16 protein-coding genes, 1 tRNA gene and 1 pseudogene are annotated in these 15,413 nt (G+C 70.6%); 14 read left to right on the top strand and 4 right to left on the bottom strand.

All coding sequences use genetic code 11. The annotated features are described in order from the left end of the window. Positions 1–179: 179 nt before the first annotated feature. Entirely contained in the window at positions 180–416 is a 237-nt protein-coding gene (locus ETD96_RS26020; protein ID WP_138639113.1) for a hypothetical protein, read from the top strand. 287 nt (positions 417–703) lie between these two features. Here ETD96_RS26020 and ETD96_RS26025 read toward each other — a convergent pair whose 3' ends face one another. After that, a complete protein-coding gene (locus tag ETD96_RS26025; RefSeq protein ID WP_138639114.1) occupies positions 704–1,096 on the bottom strand; it encodes a GntR family transcriptional regulator in 393 nt (130 codons plus the stop codon). A gap of 126 nt (positions 1,097–1,222) precedes the next feature. On the opposite strand from ETD96_RS26025, the gene ETD96_RS26030 reads away from it, so the two are divergent. The 8 genes from ETD96_RS26030 (at position 1,223) to ETD96_RS26065 (ending at position 7,628) form a co-directional block, all read left to right on the top strand. Beyond that, on the top strand, positions 1,223–1,600 hold the full coding sequence (locus ETD96_RS26030) for an SCO3933 family regulatory protein (protein ID WP_138639115.1): 378 nt from the start codon (positions 1,223–1,225) through the stop codon (positions 1,598–1,600). Between the two features lie 14 nt (positions 1,601–1,614). Then, on the top strand, positions 1,615–2,955 hold the full coding sequence (locus ETD96_RS26035; RefSeq protein WP_138639116.1) for an FtsK/SpoIIIE domain-containing protein: 1,341 nt from the start codon (positions 1,615–1,617) through the stop codon (positions 2,953–2,955). Between the two features lie 106 nt (positions 2,956–3,061). Further along, complete coding sequence (locus ETD96_RS26040) at positions 3,062–3,391, top strand: hypothetical protein (RefSeq protein ID WP_138639117.1); 330 nt, start codon at positions 3,062–3,064, stop codon at positions 3,389–3,391. Next, complete coding sequence (locus tag ETD96_RS26045; RefSeq protein WP_138639118.1) at positions 3,388–4,233, top strand: DUF2637 domain-containing protein; 846 nt, start codon at positions 3,388–3,390, stop codon at positions 4,231–4,233. Before ETD96_RS26040 ends, ETD96_RS26045 begins: the two co-directional genes overlap by 4 nt. 18 nt (positions 4,234–4,251) lie before the next feature. Further along, positions 4,252–4,542 carry a hypothetical protein gene (locus tag ETD96_RS26050; protein ID WP_138639119.1) on the top strand — a complete coding sequence of 97 codons (291 nt, stop codon included), beginning with the start codon at positions 4,252–4,254 and terminating at the stop codon, positions 4,540–4,542. Between the two features lie 100 nt (positions 4,543–4,642). Beyond that, positions 4,643–6,040 (top strand): replication initiator, encoded by a 1,398-nt coding sequence (locus ETD96_RS26055; RefSeq protein ID WP_338072599.1) that lies wholly within the window; start codon positions 4,643–4,645, stop codon positions 6,038–6,040. Continuing rightward, a complete protein-coding gene (locus ETD96_RS26060) occupies positions 6,037–6,279 on the top strand; it encodes a helix-turn-helix domain-containing protein (protein WP_240808220.1) in 243 nt (80 codons plus the stop codon). The genes ETD96_RS26055 and ETD96_RS26060 overlap by 4 nt, the downstream gene beginning before the upstream one ends. Continuing rightward, on the top strand, positions 6,279–7,628 hold the full coding sequence (locus ETD96_RS26065; RefSeq protein ID WP_138639120.1) for a tyrosine-type recombinase/integrase: 1,350 nt from the start codon (positions 6,279–6,281) through the stop codon (positions 7,626–7,628). The genes ETD96_RS26060 and ETD96_RS26065 overlap by 1 nt, the downstream gene beginning before the upstream one ends. A gap of 95 nt (positions 7,629–7,723) precedes the next feature. On the opposite strand, the gene ETD96_RS26070 is transcribed toward ETD96_RS26065, so the two are convergent. Continuing rightward, positions 7,724–7,794 (bottom strand) — tRNA-Gly (locus ETD96_RS26070). Between the two features lie 81 nt (positions 7,795–7,875). On the opposite strand from ETD96_RS26070, the gene dcd reads away from it, so the two are divergent. The 4 genes and pseudogenes from dcd (at position 7,876) to ETD96_RS26090 (ending at position 11,743) form a co-directional block, all read left to right on the top strand. Then, complete coding sequence (gene dcd / locus ETD96_RS26075; RefSeq protein WP_171069237.1) at positions 7,876–8,451, top strand: dCTP deaminase; 576 nt, start codon at positions 7,876–7,878, stop codon at positions 8,449–8,451. A 191-nt stretch (positions 8,452–8,642) separates the two neighbouring features. Beyond that, the gene (locus ETD96_RS26080) at positions 8,643–9,887 is read left to right on the top strand and encodes a quaternary amine ABC transporter ATP-binding protein (protein WP_138639122.1); all 1,245 of its coding nucleotides are present in this window, start codon (positions 8,643–8,645) and stop codon (positions 9,885–9,887) included. Positions 9,888–10,047: 160 nt separating this feature from the next. Further along, positions 10,048–10,764, top strand: a pseudogene (locus ETD96_RS26085) (ABC transporter permease); the annotation flags it as partial. Between the two features lie 91 nt (positions 10,765–10,855). Continuing rightward, entirely contained in the window at positions 10,856–11,743 is an 888-nt protein-coding gene (locus ETD96_RS26090; protein WP_138639123.1) for a glycine betaine ABC transporter substrate-binding protein, read from the top strand. A 118-nt stretch (positions 11,744–11,861) separates the two neighbouring features. On the opposite strand, the gene ETD96_RS26095 is transcribed toward ETD96_RS26090, so the two are convergent. Both ETD96_RS26095 and ETD96_RS26100 read right to left on the bottom strand, forming a co-directional pair. Next, positions 11,862–12,605, bottom strand: a complete 744-nt coding sequence (locus ETD96_RS26095; RefSeq protein WP_138639124.1) for a ZIP family metal transporter — start codon at positions 12,603–12,605, stop codon at positions 11,862–11,864. 129 nt (positions 12,606–12,734) lie between these two features. Continuing rightward, a complete protein-coding gene (locus ETD96_RS26100) occupies positions 12,735–13,520 on the bottom strand; it encodes a hypothetical protein (protein ID WP_138639125.1) in 786 nt (261 codons plus the stop codon). Between the two features lie 152 nt (positions 13,521–13,672). Between ETD96_RS26100 and ETD96_RS26105 the strand changes: the two genes are divergently transcribed. Beyond that, complete coding sequence (locus ETD96_RS26105) at positions 13,673–15,412, top strand: AfsR/SARP family transcriptional regulator (protein ID WP_205719466.1); 1,740 nt, start codon at positions 13,673–13,675, stop codon at positions 15,410–15,412. Position 15,413 lies beyond the last annotated feature (1 nt).

Genomic DNA, 15,413 nt, shown 5'->3' on the forward strand with positions numbered 1-15,413 from the left:
CCCCGCCGCCATCACCGGATGGGGTCGTCCCTGCGCTGGGTGGGACGGCCCTGGGGGAGGCTGAGGCGGCGCGGCGGGTGCTTATCCCCCCGGATGCACTCGTCGCGCTGCCTCGGCCGTTCACCGCGCGACGACGACTCAACCGGCTCGCGCGGACACTGCGGCGGCGGGGGTGGCGAGTGGATCGCCGGTACGCCGAGACCCGGCCCATTCTGCGGGTGCACTTCCCCGACTTCGGCGGCCTAGGCGAGAGTGTCACCGTCGTCGGCGGGGACGGCGGGTGGTGGTACCGGTCCAGCACCGGGGAGTTGCTCGCGCCCTGCTCAGATGTGGACCTGGCGGTGCTGCGCGTGATGATGTCGCTCGACCGGTGGATTGCGGCGGCGGGGTCGTTCTGGAGGACGGGCGGGGCCTGATGGACGCCGGGGCGGTCCTCGCCGAGATCTCAGAACGCTTCGAGGTCACATGCTGGCGGGGGCCCTACACCCGGTCACTGTGGGCGCTGGTGCGGTGTGACCGTGGGTGGCGTCTGGTTGAGGCGGTATCGGTTCGAGAGCTGGTCATGGCCATCACGCACCCTGACGGGTGGCCATGGCCGTGACGGCCGTGCGGCACGGGGGGGACGGTGGGGCACCGTGAGTTCCTGTGCTGCGCGGTCGTCGCTATTCGAGGGCGATCGGGACGACTGGCAACGCGGCTCGGACTAGAGATCCCTGGTTCGTTCATCCAGGTCGTCAAGCCTCGTACTGAGGCGACGGAGTTGCCCTCGAATCTCTTGGAGTTGCCCGAATAGCAGTGTGAACTCCTCGCTCGGGCCTTCTGCGACTTCTACGGGCAGCTCCCCTGCCGGCTCCTGCTCCGGCCGTCTCGTAACGATGCTTGGAGTGCCCTGCCTGCTCATGATGATGTTCTCTTCTCGCAGGACCGCAAGCGCACGCTCCACTGTGGCTCCGGCTGCGCCGAACCTCTCCCCCAGCTTCGCTATGGAAGGCAGGGCCTCGCCCACTGGATACCGCCCATCGGCGATGTCCTTCCTCAGTTCGTCAGCAATGCGGACATAGACCTTTCGGCGGTCCGCTGCACCAGGTTTTCCCATGTCAACAGCATAGCCATGCGACTCAGGTTCGTGGGTTCCTAGGAAAGTTTCGGCCAGTTGCTTGACCTCCCCACTTTCCTATGTAACCTAGGAACGTAGGTAGCAAGCGATGGCCTGGAGGCTGACGTGCGCAACATCCCGGTGGACGTGTCGGCGCTGACGTTCGTGTGCGTGTCACCGCCGCGTCCCAAGCTGGTCAACCAGGACACAGGGGAGGTGAAGACCGACCGCAACGGTCAGACGGTGTTCACGGTGGGTCTGTCGGCCGCCGACACGTCGGGGCGGGTGGACCTGCTCAACGTCGCGGTGGTCGGCGACCAGTCGGTGACGATCGGGGAGGTCGTGACGCCTGTCGGGCTGACGGCGTTCCCCTGGGAGGCGGTGTTGGGCGGTGAGAAGCGGTGGGGTGTGGCCTACCGCGCCGACCGCATTGCGCCCGTCTCCTCGGCCGTCCCGCCCTCGGCCTCCTCGTCGGATGCGTCCGCTTCGGCGGGCGTGGCCTGAACGGCGGCCCGGTCATGACTGACCTGCTCTGGGTGCTCGGGGTCCTGGCCGCTGCGGCGGCCGGGCTCTGGGCCTGGCGCCGCTTTCACCCGGCCTCGTTCTGGTACGGCGTCGGCTTCCCGGCTCGGGCGGTGCTGGTGTATCTGACGTGGCATCACGTCGCCTCGGGCTGCAAGCTGACCCGTAACCGGCGGCGGTTCCGGCTCACCCTCGACGCCATCCCCGTAGTCGGTCCCGCCTCACGGTCCGCCGCAACGGTGGTCGAGCAGAAGCGGCGGGTGCGGCGCGTCGACGTCGAACGTGCTCCCCGCCTCGGCGTCCTGCGGCCGACGCGGCTCGGCTGGCGCATGCGGCTGCGCCTTCACGATGGGCAGGTACCGGCGGACTACGAGAAGGCGGCGGAGGGGATCGCGCACGCCTGGCGCGTCCACTCGGTTCGGGTAGTCGATGTGCGGCCCGGATACGTGACGCTGTGGGCCACCATGCGTGACCCGCTGGTCGACGTCGTCACCGAACCCGAAACCGGCGAACTGCTGACCGTGCGGCCGGGCAAGCTGGAGAACGGCCGTGACTGGCTGATCGACTTGCGCACGGTCCCGCACTGGCTCAACGCCGGGGCGACACAGTCGGGCAAGTCCAACCTGGCCAACGCGCTCATCAAGGGCCTGGCCCCGCAGCCGGTCGCGCTGGTCGGGTTCGACCTCAAGGGCGGGGTCGAGTTCACCCCGTACGCGCCTCGGTTGTCGGCGCTGGCCACCACCCGCAAAGAGTCGGTCGACCTGCTGTCCGATCTGGTCGGCGAGGTCGAGAACCGCATGGCCACGTGCCGCGCGCACGGTGCCCGCAACGTCTGGACGCTTCCTGAACACCTGCGGCCGGTCCCGGTGGTGGTTCTGGTGGACGAGGTCGCAGAGCTGTTCCTGATGGCCGACAAGTCCGAGAAAGAGGAGGTGTCGCGGACGGCTACCGCGTTGCTGCGGGTCGCCCAGCTCGGCCGGGCGTTCGCCGTCCACCTGATCGTGTGCGGGCAGCGCATCGGCTCCGACCTCGGACCCGGCGTCACCGCCCTACGCGCCCAGCTCTCCGGGCGGGTGTGCCACCGGGTCAACGACCCCGAAACCGCCAACATGACCCTCAGCGACCTCGACCCGGCCGCCCTGGACGCCGCCCGCACCATCCCCGCCGAGACACCCGGCGTCTGCATCGTCGCCGGCCAAGACGGCGCCTGGCACCGCGCCCGCTCGGTGTTCGTCCCCGAGCGTGAAGCCGAGCAGGCGGCCCGCGACTGGGCGCACCTGACCCCGGACTGGGACGCCCTCGTCGGCTCGGTCCCGGCCGTCGACCCGGCCGCGTAACCGGCCCGGCTCCCTCTCTCCTTCTTCTCCTCTGGCTCGGTGTGAGCCCTGATCGCGCCACGTCCCTACCCGACCCATGCCCGAAACCGTCCCTGGAGACTGCCCAATGGTCGCCCGTGTCCGCGTCCGTGTCCTTCGTCCCCGTCCTCGTCCCCGGTTCAGCGTCGTCCCGTCCCCGTCCTCGCCGTCCGGCTCGTCGTCCTCGTCGTCTTCGGGCTCGTCCCGGTCGTCGGTGGTGTCGTCCTGGGACGTGTGGCCGGTCGGCGTCGAGTGGGACGAGTTCCGCTCCCTGCACCTCGCCCGCTGCCAGCGCTGCGCCGACTCCTTCGCCTCCTCGTCCCGCTCCGGGGAGGTCGACGACTGGGCCGACACCCACCACTGTGACCCGGAACTGGCCGCGCTCCCGGCCCTCGTCACCTCCCGGCGGGCGGCATGACCCGCCGCATCCTCGGCACGGTCGCCGACTCCGGCCCGGTGGTGGTGCTCGCGGGCATCGCGGCCGCCGGGTCGTTCACCCACATCCGCGACACCGCCACCGAACACGGTCAACGCGGCTGGATGGCCTGGGCCATCGCGGTGTGCATCGACCTGACCTGCGTCATGGCGGCCGGGGAACGGCAGCGTGACAAGAGCACCGGACGCGACACCGGGCGGCTGTCGTGGCCGACCGTCGTCCTGGTCGGCGGGATCCTGCTGTCGCTGGCCGCCAACCTCGCACAGGCCGACCCGTCAGTCTGGGGCTGGATCACCGCGGGCACCCCTGCGGGCGCGTTCCTCGTCGCTGTCTCCATGCTGGAACGCCGCAAGGCCGGCCCTCGCGCGGCGGCTCGTCCTTCACCGGTCCCGGACTCCTTCGGCCGCCCGTCCCCGTCCTCGGCGGGCTCGGCCGTCCCGTCCTCAGTCTCGTCACCGTGGGTGGTGTGGGAGGCCGAGCGGCCCACGGTCACCGCCGCCGTCCCGGCCGTCAAGCACCACACCACCGAGCAGGAAGAGGACGAGCAGGACGGCCAGACCTCCATCCCCATCCCCGGCGAGGACTCCGCCTCGACGCCGTCCGCGTCGTCGTCCTCGGCCGCGTCGCCCTCGTTGGGCTCGTCGGGCTCGTCGGCTCCGGCCGGTCCGCTGGTCGACTTCGCGCGCCGCGTCGCTGCCGAACACGAGACCGAGCACGGGCGGCCCATCACCCGTGACGCGCTCCGCGCCCGCCTCGGCGTCTCCAACCAACTCGCCTCAGACCTGCTTCGCCAGCTCCGCACCGAAACCGCATCCCTCGCCTGAGCACTGGAGGAATCACAGATGACAGTCGAGAACACGACCACGTGGCGGCTTCGCTGCCGGGCCTGCAACGTCACCGGCGGCGGGCTCGGCTGGGTGACCCTGCTCGGCCTTCGTGGTGGCCCCTCGTGCTCGACCTGCGGCTCAACCGAGGTGACCGCCCAAGACTCCGCAACCGGATCGGCCATCGCCTTCCCTCGTCCGCTCGCCTGGGTCGGCGAGTGGTGGCAGTGCTGCAACTGCGGCGGGACCGGCCTGGACTCCTACGGCGACACCTGCCCGCACTGCTCCGGCCTGGGCAACTGCCAATGACCTGAGCGCCCCCGGCGTGACCGCTCAACCGCCAAGTCACGCCGTCACGCCGGGGGCCATCCCCTGTCCCGCGCGAAATCGGTAAGGAGACCCGTCCATCGTGCCTCACCCTGTCGTCACGCCGCAGGACGCCCGGCTGATGGCGAAGATCATCGACCGGCCGGACTTCGAGCGGTGGGCCGCTCGTGCCCGCGCTACCGGCGGTTGCGCTCAACCGGTCTTCCTGACCGGAACCGTGAAACACGTCCACACGGGAACCGGCGAACTACTGCACAGCTACTCCACCGACACCGAACCCGATGGTGCACTTCCCGTGGCCTGCAAGACCCGGCGCGCCTCCCGGTGCCCGGCGTGCGCCGAGATCTACCGGGCCGACACCTACCAACTCATCCGGGCGGGCCTGGCCGGTGGGAAGGGCATCCCTGAGAGCGTCTCCGGTCACCCGGCCGCCTTCGTCACGCTGACCGCGCCCTCGTTCGGTCCCGTCCACGCGCGGCGGGTGCGCAACGGCGGACGCGTCGAACGCTGCCACCCTCGACGCAACGCCACACCGTGCCCGCATGGCGTGGTGGCCTCCTGCGCCGCCCGGCACTCCGATGATGACCCCCGACTCGGCGAACCGCTGTGCCCCGACTGCTACGACTACGCCGGGTCGGTGCTGTTCAACGCCCTCGCGCCGGAACTGTGGCGACGCTTCACCCTCGCCCTGCGCCGGTACCTGGCCAAGTCGGCCGGGCTGACGCAGAAGGAGTTCCGCGAAACGCTCGCGGTCTCCTTCGCCAAGGTCGCCGAATACCAGCGGCGCGGCGTCGTCCACTTCCACGCGGTCATCCGCTTCGACGGTCCCGGCGGCCCGGCCGCGCCCCCGCCCGGCTGGGCGAACGTCCGGCTCCTGGAGGACGCCGTTCGGCACGCCGCCGGCGCCGTGTCGGTCACCACTCCGGCGGCACCCGGCATCCCGGCCCGGTCCCTGTCCTGGGGTCCGCAAGTCGACATCCGGGCCATCACCTCCTCGGGCACGCTCACGCAACAGGCCGTAGCGGGCTACATCGCCAAGTACGCCACCAAGGCCGCCGAATGCGTCGGCACCCTCGACCGGCGGCTTCAACCCTCTGACGACCTGGCCGCGTTGCCGATCACCGCACATGCCCGGCGGCTCATGAGCGCATGCCTGACCTTGGGTGCCCTGGACGAGTTCGCAGATCTCCGGCTCGTCCAGTGGGCTCACATGCTCGGGTTCCGGGGCCACTTCTCGACCAAGTCCCGCCGCTACTCCACCACCCTCGGCGCGCTGCGGGCCGCTCGCATCGCCTACGTCCGCGAGCAGTTCCCCGGCTGGCTGCCGCCCGACGACCAAGACCCTGACCTCGTCCTCGCCATCGGCGAATGGCGCTTCCACAGTCAGGGCCTCACGCGCGGCGAAGCACTCGTTACCGCCGCACTCACCGGAAGACCTCTCCCACCTCCGCCAGTAGCTACCGCTAGGAGCGCAGCTTGACCAAGGCAAGGCCCCAGACAGCCCCGATCGACCCGAACGAACGGTTGTTGACGATCACGGAAGCGGCCGAGCGTCTGAACACCTCCCCGCGGTTCCCTCGTCGGCTCGTCGCCGAACGACGCATCCGCTTCGTCAAGCTCGGGCGCTTCGTCCGCATCCCCGAATCCGCACTTCACGAGTTCATCGCGGCCGGGCTCGTCGAGCCCATGACCGCGTCTGACGTCTGGAGGGCTGCGTAATGGCTAAGGGCAACAAGGCGGGGCACCGGCGCTTCGGCAACATCCGGCAACTGCCCTCGGGGCGGTTCCAAGCGAGTTACCTCGCGCCGAACGGGCAGCGGCGGACGGCTCCCAAGACCTTCGCGCGCAAAGGCGACGCTGAGAAGTGGCTGACGCTCGCTGAGGCCCAGATCCTTAGCGGCGAGTGGACCGACCCGGAGCGGGCCAAGGTCACAGTCGGCGACTACGCCGCGAAGTGGATCGAGCAGCGGGCGGGCCTGCGGCCTCGGACGGTCGAGTTGTACACCTGGCTTCTCGGGAGGCACATCGTTCCGCACCTGGGCGCCGTTCCTATCGGCAAGCTGAGTACGGCCATGATCCGCGAGTGGCGCTCGACGCTCCTCGCCTCCGGCGTCTCGGCAAGCATGACGGCAAAGGCGTACCGGCTGCTGCGGGCCGTCCTCATGACGGCCGTCGAGGAGGACAAGATCCTCCTTCGGAACCCGTGCCGCGTGCGGGGTGCCGGCACCGAAGAGGCAGCCGAGCGTCCCGTCCTCACCGTGGCGCAGGTCTTCGACCTGGCCGAACGGGTCGGTGTGCGGCCGGTCGGCAACATCCGCAAACTCGACTCCGGCGAGTACCGCGTCCGGTACCGGGCCAAAGACGGCGGCATGCGGCGGCTCCCCCAAACCTTCGCGACCCGGCCGGAAGCCGATCGGGCCCTGTGGAAGCTGGCGGAGGACGGGCGCGCGGACGTGACCAGAGACGATCGCCTGCGGGCGCTGATCCTCCTCGCCGCGTTCGCAAGCCTGCGGTGGGGTGAGGTGACGGCGCTCCGGCGGTGTGACATCGACACCGCGAACCGTACGGTCCGGGTCCGCGGGGCCTACGTCGAGCGGGCTAACGGTCAGATGATCCTGGGGCCGACCAAGTCACGGGCTGGCCTGCGCACGGTCGCCATTCCAGACGCGATCGTCCCTCACCTGGTCGCGCACCTGACCAAGTACACGAAGAAGGGGGACGATGCCCTCGTCTTCACGGGCGTCAAGGGCGGGCCGCTGAGGCGTAGCGGGTTCAACAAGCTGACCCGGTGGACGCCGGTCGTGGCGGCGCTCGGCGTCCCGAACCTGCACTTCCATGACCTCCGGCACACGGGGAACACACTCGCCGCCGACATGGGCGTCTCGCTGCGCAACCTGATGGCGCGCATGGGGCACGACAACGAGCGGGCGGCGCTGCGGTATCAGCACCGGTCGTCCAGTGCTGACCGTGCGATCGCGGACGGGCTTAACGCGCTCGTCCAGGCCGAGCAGAAGCGGGACGGCGACGACGAGGACGGGGCGGCGGGGGTGCTGGTGCCGGTGGGTTAATTGCACGCTAATTGCACGGCGGGCTCGTAGAGGCCCTGACAAGATCAAGGCCCGGGTCGGGGGTTGACACCCTTGACCTGGGCCTTCGACATGAGAGCGGGTGACGGGAATCGAACCCGCGCTGTCAGCTTGGGAAGCTGAAGTTCTACCATTGAACTACACCCGCGTGGGGCCCTTGGGGGCGTCCATGCTGTGGATACTGTACCGGATCGCCGGTGTGGGTGTGGGGTGGGATAGCTTTTCAGGCGTGCTGCTCTCCGATCGCGACATCAGGGCCGAGCTCGAGTCAGGGCGGGTGAAGATCGACCCGTACGAGCCCGGCATGGTCCAGCCGTCCAGTGTGGACGTGCGGCTCGACCGGTACTTCCGGGTTTTCGAGAACCACAAGTACCCGCACATCGATCCCGCTGTGGAGCAGCCGGATCTGACGCGGCTGGTGGACGTCGAGCCCGATGAGGCGTTCGTGCTGCATCCCGGGGAGTTCGTGCTCGCGTCGACGTACGAGGTGTTCGGGCTGCCTGACGACCTCGCGGCGCGGCTGGAGGGGAAGTCGAGCCTCGGGCGGCTCGGGCTGCTGACGCACTCGACGGCGGGGTGGATCGACCCCGGGTTCTCCGGGCACGTGACGCTGGAGCTGTCGAACGTGGCGACGCTGCCGATCAAGTTGTGGCCGGGGATGAAGATCGGGCAGATGTGCCTGTTCCGGACGAGCTCGCCGGCGGAGTACCCCTACGGGTCGGCGAAGTACGGGTCGCGGTACCAGGACCAGCGGGGGCCGACGCCGTCGCGGTCGTACCTGAACTTCCACCGGACTAAGGTGTAGCCCATTTGTGACCTGAACGTGACGGAACTCACCAAAAGATGAAACATGTTCTCTGGGCGGGTAGTTTCAGGCGACGCACAGCTTTGGCGTCTGGTTGACAGTCTCTTTGCCTGAGGCTCGTCGCGTCCGGGCGTCTGGACGGATTGAGCGAGCCGTTTCCGCGTACGCACGTGGAAACCCGGAAGGAGATCGTGTCAGTACTCCGCGCGGAAAGCGTCACCAAGCTCTTTGGTCGCAAGACGGCTGAGGCACAGCGGAAACTCAAGGCGGGCGCCGATCTGAAGGCGGTCCGCGACCTCGGGGTCACACCGGCGGTGGTGGACGCCTCGTTCGAGGTCCGGCAGGGCGAGATCTTCGTGGTCATGGGCCTGTCGGGGTCGGGGAAGTCGACCCTCATCCGGATGCTGAACGGGTTGCTCGCGGTCACCTCCGGAAGCGTCGAGATCGACGGCCAGGACATCGCGAAGATGTCGCCGAAGGCGCTGCGGGCGCTCCGGCAGAACAAGATCAGCATGGTCTTCCAGCACTTCGCGCTGTTCCCCCATAGGACGGTTCTGGCCAACGCGGCGTACGGGCTCGAGGTCCGCGGTGTCCCGAAGGAAGAACGCGAGAAGAAGGCCCGGGAGTTCCTGGGACTGGTGGGACTTGAAGGCTGGGAGGACAAGCTTCCCAGCCAGTTGTCGGGCGGTATGCAGCAGCGCGTGGGGCTCGCGAGGGCGCTCACGGCGGGCACCGACATCATCTTGATGGACGAGGCGTTCAGCGCCCTTGACCCGCTCATCCGGCGGGAGGTCCAGGACCTGCTGCTCGACCTGCAGGGCAGGTTCGGGAAGACGATCGTCTTCATCACCCACGACCTGAACGAGGCCATGCGCATCGGCGACCGCATCGCGGTGATGCGCGAAGGCCGGATCGTGCAGATCGGCACGGCCGAGGAGATCCTCACCGATCCCGCGAACGACTATGTCGCCCAGTTCGTCGCCGACGTGGATCGTGCCAGGGTGCTGACGGCGTCGTCCGTCATGGAGAAGCCGCTGGTCACGGTGCTGGCGTCGACCGGGCCGCGGACGGCCCTGCGGACGATGCGCGAGCACCAGACGTCGGCGGCCTTCGTCGTCGGGCGCGACCGCAAGCTGGTCGGGCGGGTGCGCGCCGCGCGGATCGCCGACGCGGTGCAGGAGAACGTGCAGAAGCTGGACGGCCTGATCGACCCCGAGGACCTGGAGCCGGTGCCGCCGGACACCCCCGTCGCGGACCTGTTCACGCGGTGCGCGGAGAGCGACCTGCCGGTGCCCGTCGCGGACGAGGACGGCACGCTGCTCGGCGTGATCCCGCGGGTGACGCTGCTGGCGGCGCTCGGCGCGATCAACTCGCACGAGGTCGTCGAGGCCGAACCGGAACTCGCGCTGGCGAAGGAGGGCGGCGACGGTGAGTGAGCTGATCGAGCTGCCCCGGACCCCGGTCGGCGAGTGGTTCGACACCCTGGTGAACTGGTGCACCGACCACCTGTCGTGGCTGTTCGACGGGATCGGCACGGCGATCGAGTCGTCGGTGGACGCCCTCACGGACGTCCTCACGGTGCTGCCGCCGCTCGGCCTGACGCTGGTGCTGGCCGTCATCGCGCTGGTCATCAGCGGCTGGCGCCTCGCCCTGTTCACGATCCTCGGCTTCGCGCTGGTCGACAGCATGGAGCTGTGGGAGGCGTCGATGGACTCGCTGGCGCTGGTGCTGGTGTCGGCGGTGGTCGCGACCGCGCTGTCGATCCCGATCGGCATCGCCGCGGCGCGCAGCGACGTGGTGAGCCGGATCGTCCGGCCGGTCCTCGACTTCATGCAGACGATGCCGGCGTTCGTCTACCTGATCCCGGCGATCTTCTTCTTCAGCATCGGCTCCGTGCCCGGCGTGGTCGCGACGGTGATCTTCGCGATGCCGCCCGGGGTGCGGCTGACCGAGCTCGGCATCCGCGGCGTCGACCCGGAGATGGTGGAGGCGGGCGAGGCGTTCGGCACGCCGCCGAACCGGATCCTGACCCGGATCCAGATCCCGCTGGCCATGCCGTCCATCATGGCGGGCGTCAACCAGCTGATCATGCTGTCGCTGTCGATGGTCGTCATCGCGGGCATGGTCGGCGCGGGCGGCCTCGGCGGCGAGGTGCTGGAGGGCATCAACCGGGTGGACGTCGCGAAGGGCTTCGAGGGCGGCATCGCGGTCGTCATCCTGGCCATCTACCTGGACCGCCTCACCGGTGCGCTCGGCGAGGGGCCGAGCCTGATGCGCGGCCTGTGGCGCCGCGGCATGGCCAACCCGGTCTGATTCCACGGCCTGCGCCTCCGGCCGGACCGGCCCGTCCGGCCCGCGGGGCGCCGTTCCCCCCACCACCGTGCAAGCCAACGAAAGGATGGGCATGCGTTTCAAGTTGAAGGGTCTGACGGTCGCTGCGTTGACGCTGACGCTGGGACTGACCACCGCCGCGTGCGGGGACTCCGACTCGGGTGGGGGTGAGAACGACAAGAACATCACCATCGGCGTGGTCTCGGGCTGGGCCGAGGGCGAGGCCGCGACGGCGCTGTGGCAGCGCCTGCTGACCGACAAGGGTTACAAGGTCGACGTGAAGACCCTCGACACCGGCCCCCTGTACGCCGGCATGTCGAAGGGCGACGTGGACCTCTTCCTGGACTCCTGGCTCCCCGGCACCCACGAGGACTACTGGAAGCAGTACGGCGACAAGCTGGAGAAGGTCGGCAGCTGGTACGACTCGGCTCCGCTGACCATCGCGGTCCCGAACTACTCGCCGCTGCAGTCCCTGGAGGACCTGAAGGGCAAGGGCGGCCAGTACGACGGCAAGATCGTCGGCATCGAGAAGAGCTCCGGCCTGTACCGGGTCTCCCAGGAGGAGATGCTCCCCGCGTACGGCCTGAAGGACGAGTTCAAGGTGACGACGTCCTCGACGGCGGCGATGCTGACGGAGCTGGACAAGGCCATCAGCGCCAAGAAGGACATCGTCGTCACGCTGTGGCGCCCCCACTGGGCGTACGCGAAGTACCCCATCCGCGACCTGAAGGACCCGAAGGGCGCGATGGGCAAGCCTGACACCATCTACACCGTCGGCCGCAAGGACTTCGGCAAGGACCAGCCCGAGGTCGCGGGCTGGCTGAAGAAGTTCAAGATGGACGACAAGCAGCTGGGGTCCCTTGAGGACCTCATGGAGAACAAGTACAAGGGCAAGCCCGAGCAGGCCGTCGACGAGTGGCTCAAGACGAACCAGAGCTACGCGACGTCCCTGACGAGCTGACCCGTCGGCGCGAGCCGAGCCCGTAGCGGGTGCTGACCCCGTAGCGGGCGAAGGGGCCGTCCGGCATGGCCGGGCGGCCCTTCGCTCGTTCGCGGCCCTTCGCCGTCTGCGAGTCGCCTCACCCGGCGAGGCTCGCGATGAACAGGACGGCGACGAGCCCGGCGCCCGTGGCGCAGAGGGTCATGACGCGCGGGTGGACGCTGTGCGCCTCCGGCAGGATTTCGGCGGCGGCCAGGTACAGCAGGACGCCGGCGAACGTCCCGAGGTAGGGGCCGAGGACGGCGTCGGGGACGGTCGCGAGCATGCCGAGCGCGGCGCCCGCGATGGGCGCGGCGGCGTCCAGGAGCAGCAGCAGGACGGCGGGACGGCGGTCGGCGCGGTGCAGCGACGCCGCGGTGAAGGTGTTGAAGCCGTCCGCGAAGTCGTGCGTGATCACGGCGAGCGCCACGAAGATCCCGACGTCGGTGCCGGACTGGAAGCCGAGGCCGATGCTGAGGCCGTCCACCAGGCTGTGCAGGACGAGCGCGGACGCGGCGAGCAGCCCGCCCGCCCCGCCGGCCATGCCGTGGGCGTGCACGTGCGGCGCGTACTCGTCCTCGTGGGCGCGGTGGATCGCGACGGCCTGCTCGACGACGTGCAGCAGCACGAACCCGGCCGCGAACCCGATCATCGGCGCGGGGACGCCGAGCGGGCGCTGCCGCGTCATCGCCAGCGACTCGGGGATCAGGTCGAAGGCGACGACGCCGAGCATCAGCCCGCCGGCCAGGCCGAGGACGAGATGCCGCCGGTCGCGCACCCGCATCGCGGCGAAGCCCCCGGCGAGCGTCATCACGAACGCGAGGACGGACACGAGCACGGCCATTCCCGTGTCTTACCAAGCCGCCCGCGTTCAGAACCTCGCCGCTCCCTCGCGCGCAAGGGGGTGCCGTCCGCCCGGCGCGGGCGCCCGCGGCCCCGGGCGCCGCCGAGCGGACGGCCGTTCAGTGGCGGGTCAGTCGAACGCGCTCTCGTCGACGATGCTCCCGGCGGGCGGGCGCTGGACGGTCACCGGCTTCCCGTAGTCGGTGTACTCGATGCGGTTCTCCGGGCCGCCCGCCAACGCCAGCACGTACGGCTCCCCCTGCGTAGCGACGTGGATCTCGTCGGCGGCGCCGGCGGTGGTCAGGCTCAGCGCGGGGGTTCCCCCGACCGTCAGGGCCTTGCCCTTCCGCCAGGTGTCCGCGGACTTCACGGCCTCGTTGAACAGGGCCGTGCGGTAGGTGAAGATCGACAGGTCCTTGAAGTCGGCGGCGGTGTTGGACGTCTTGAGGTACTTGCCGGAGAAGAGCTGCAGCGCGCCCTTCCCGCCGATCGACTTCCAGAACGCGTCGTTGCCCTTGAGGTAGACCTCCTTGCCGATCCTCGTGATCTCGACGCGCTGGTTCCCCTGCTGGAACCAGCCGGTCGACTTCGTCGCGCCCTCGTAGCGGAAGTCGAGCGTGTACGTGTCGCCGCTGTCCTGGACCTGCCCGTGGACGCGCAGCGACCGCGCGCCGTCCGTGGCCTTGCGGGCGCGTCGCAGGATCTCGTCGGCCCCCAGCTTCTCCACCCCGTTGGCCGGCGCCGCCGCGGGACCGCCGGCCGTGCCCGTCGCGGGCGTGGTGGACGTCTTCGCCGTCGCCCCGGCCTTCTCCGTCGTTCCGGTCTTCTCCGCCGGCCCGCAGGCCGCCGTTCCGGACGCGACCGCCAGGACGAGCACGGCCGTCACCCGGCCTGCCCGCAGTCGGTGATGAGGCACCCGGGCCCCCTCTCTCTCACACACTTGGTGGGACATCGCCCCCGATGTCCACAAAGAGCCTGTTCCAGGCGCATGCCGGATCACTGTCGTTATGCTGCGGTCAACTGCGTCCGGGCTGCCGAACGGCTGCCGCGGCGCCCCGGGGCGGGTGAGTGGAGGTGGTCGCGCTGCCGGACGAGGGGCCGTCGACGCGCTTCGAGATCCTGGGCCGGACGGCCGCGTGGCGGGACGGGCGGGAGCTCGATCTGGGCCCGGGCAAGCAGCGCGCGGTCCTCGCCGTCCTGCTGCTGACGCCGGGTCGGCCGGTGCCGACGGCGTCGATCGTGCGGGCGGTGTGGGGGGACGAGCCGCCCGACAACGGGGCGAACGTCGTGCAGAAGTACGTGGCCGGGCTGCGCCGCGTGCTGGAGCCCGACCGTTCGCCGCGTGCCCCGGGGCGGCTGCTGGCGCTGACCGGCGCCGGATACGCGCTGCACGTCCCGCCGGGCGGTCTGGACGCCGAGGTCTTCCAGGACCGGGTGAAGGCGGCCCGGTCCGTGCGCGACGAGGGCGACGCGGCGGGAGCCGAGGCGATGCTGCGCGAGGCGCTCGCCATGTGGCGGGGCCCGGCGCTGGCGGGCCTGAACGGCGCGTTCTTCGACGCGGCGCGCGACCGCCTGGAGGAGACGCGCGCGGCCGCGCTGGAGGCGTGCGCCGAGGCCGGGCTGGACGTGGGGGAGCACGCGCGGCTCGTCCCCGAGCTGCTCCGGCTGGTCGCCGAGTTCCCGCTCCGGGAGGGGTTCCGGTACCTGCTGATGCTGGCGCTCTACCGGTGCGGCCGGCAGGCCGAGGCCCTCGCCGCCTACCGCGACGCGCGCGACTTCTTCGCGGCCGAGTTCGGTGTCGAGCCCGGCGAGCGCCTCCAGAGCCTGCACCTCGGCATCCTGCGCTCGGACCCGTCCCTGGCCGGCCCGTCCGCGGCGGGCCCGTCGGCGGCGGCCGAGCAGCCGGCGCGTCCCGAAGCGGTCGCACCGGCCGCGCCGCCCTTCGCCCCGCCCGACCCGGCGCTCGATCCGCCGCTGGATCCGCGCCCGTCGCCCGCGGTGGGAGTGGCCCCGTTAGCACCGATGGCGGCCGCTCACCCGCACCTCGGCGCGCATGTCGCACCTCACCTCGCGGCGGAGCACCCCGTCTGGGCGCCGCCGGTCGGACGGCCCGTGCCATGGCCGCTGCGGGCCGTCCTTGCGGCCCTGCCGGTGCTGAGCTTCGGGATGCTGACCTCCGCCCTCGTCGCCTACTACGCGGCACGGCGGCGGAGCCGCCCGCTCGCGCTGATGGCGGGCGGCTACCTGGCGCTCTCGGCCTTCTTCGTGACCGGCATCCTGAGCATCACCTCGGAGGAGCCGACCCTGTGGGACGGCCCGGTCTTCTTCGCGCTGATCCTCACGATGCTCGGCGGCGCCGTCCACCTGGCGGTCCTCACGGCCGACCCGTATCCGGGCGCCGGCCCGCCCGTGCCGGACGTCCGGCTGATCGAGGGGCGGGTCCGCAGGGCGCAGGCCCGGTCGCTGGCGGCGCACCACCCGTCGATCGCCCGCACGCTCGGCATCGGCCGCCCCGACCTGCCCCGGACGTTCGACGACGGCGGGCTGGTCGACGTGAACGCGGCGCCCGAGCACCTGCTCGCCGCGCTGCCCGGCGTGGACCCGCACCACGCAAAGCTGATCGTGCTGGCCCGGGCGGCGCACGGCCCGCTGGCCTCGGTGGACGACCTCGCGACGCGGAACATCCTGCCCTACGAGACGGTGCACGCCCTGCGCGACATGCTCATCACCGTCCCGCCGGCGCCCGACGCGACGGACGCCGAACCGGAGGCGGCGCCCCCGTCTGTGGAACCGGCCCCCGGGCCCTGAC

The organism is Actinomadura geliboluensis (genome assembly GCF_005889745.1).
GTDB classification, from domain to species: domain Bacteria; phylum Actinomycetota; class Actinomycetes; order Streptosporangiales; family Streptosporangiaceae; genus Spirillospora; species Spirillospora geliboluensis.

Excerpts from the sequence above, each read along its gene's own strand:
- ETD96_RS26025 (WP_138639114.1), bottom strand. The coding sequence starts at position 1,096 with ATGGGAAAACCTGGTGCAGCGGACCGCCGAAAGGTCTATGTCCGCATT.
- ETD96_RS26035 (WP_138639116.1), top strand. The coding sequence starts at position 1,615 with ATGACTGACCTGCTCTGGGTGCTCGGGGTCCTGGCCGCTGCGGCGGCC.
- ETD96_RS26040 (WP_138639117.1), top strand. The coding sequence starts at position 3,062 with ATGGTCGCCCGTGTCCGCGTCCGTGTCCTTCGTCCCCGTCCTCGTCCC.
- ETD96_RS26045 (WP_138639118.1), top strand. The coding sequence starts at position 3,388 with ATGACCCGCCGCATCCTCGGCACGGTCGCCGACTCCGGCCCGGTGGTG.
- ETD96_RS26050 (WP_138639119.1), top strand. The coding sequence starts at position 4,252 with ATGACAGTCGAGAACACGACCACGTGGCGGCTTCGCTGCCGGGCCTGC.
- ETD96_RS26065 (WP_138639120.1), top strand. The coding sequence starts at position 6,279 with ATGGCTAAGGGCAACAAGGCGGGGCACCGGCGCTTCGGCAACATCCGG.
- ETD96_RS26090 (WP_138639123.1), top strand. The coding sequence starts at position 10,856 with ATGCGTTTCAAGTTGAAGGGTCTGACGGTCGCTGCGTTGACGCTGACG.
- ETD96_RS26095 (WP_138639124.1), bottom strand. The coding sequence starts at position 12,605 with ATGGCCGTGCTCGTGTCCGTCCTCGCGTTCGTGATGACGCTCGCCGGG.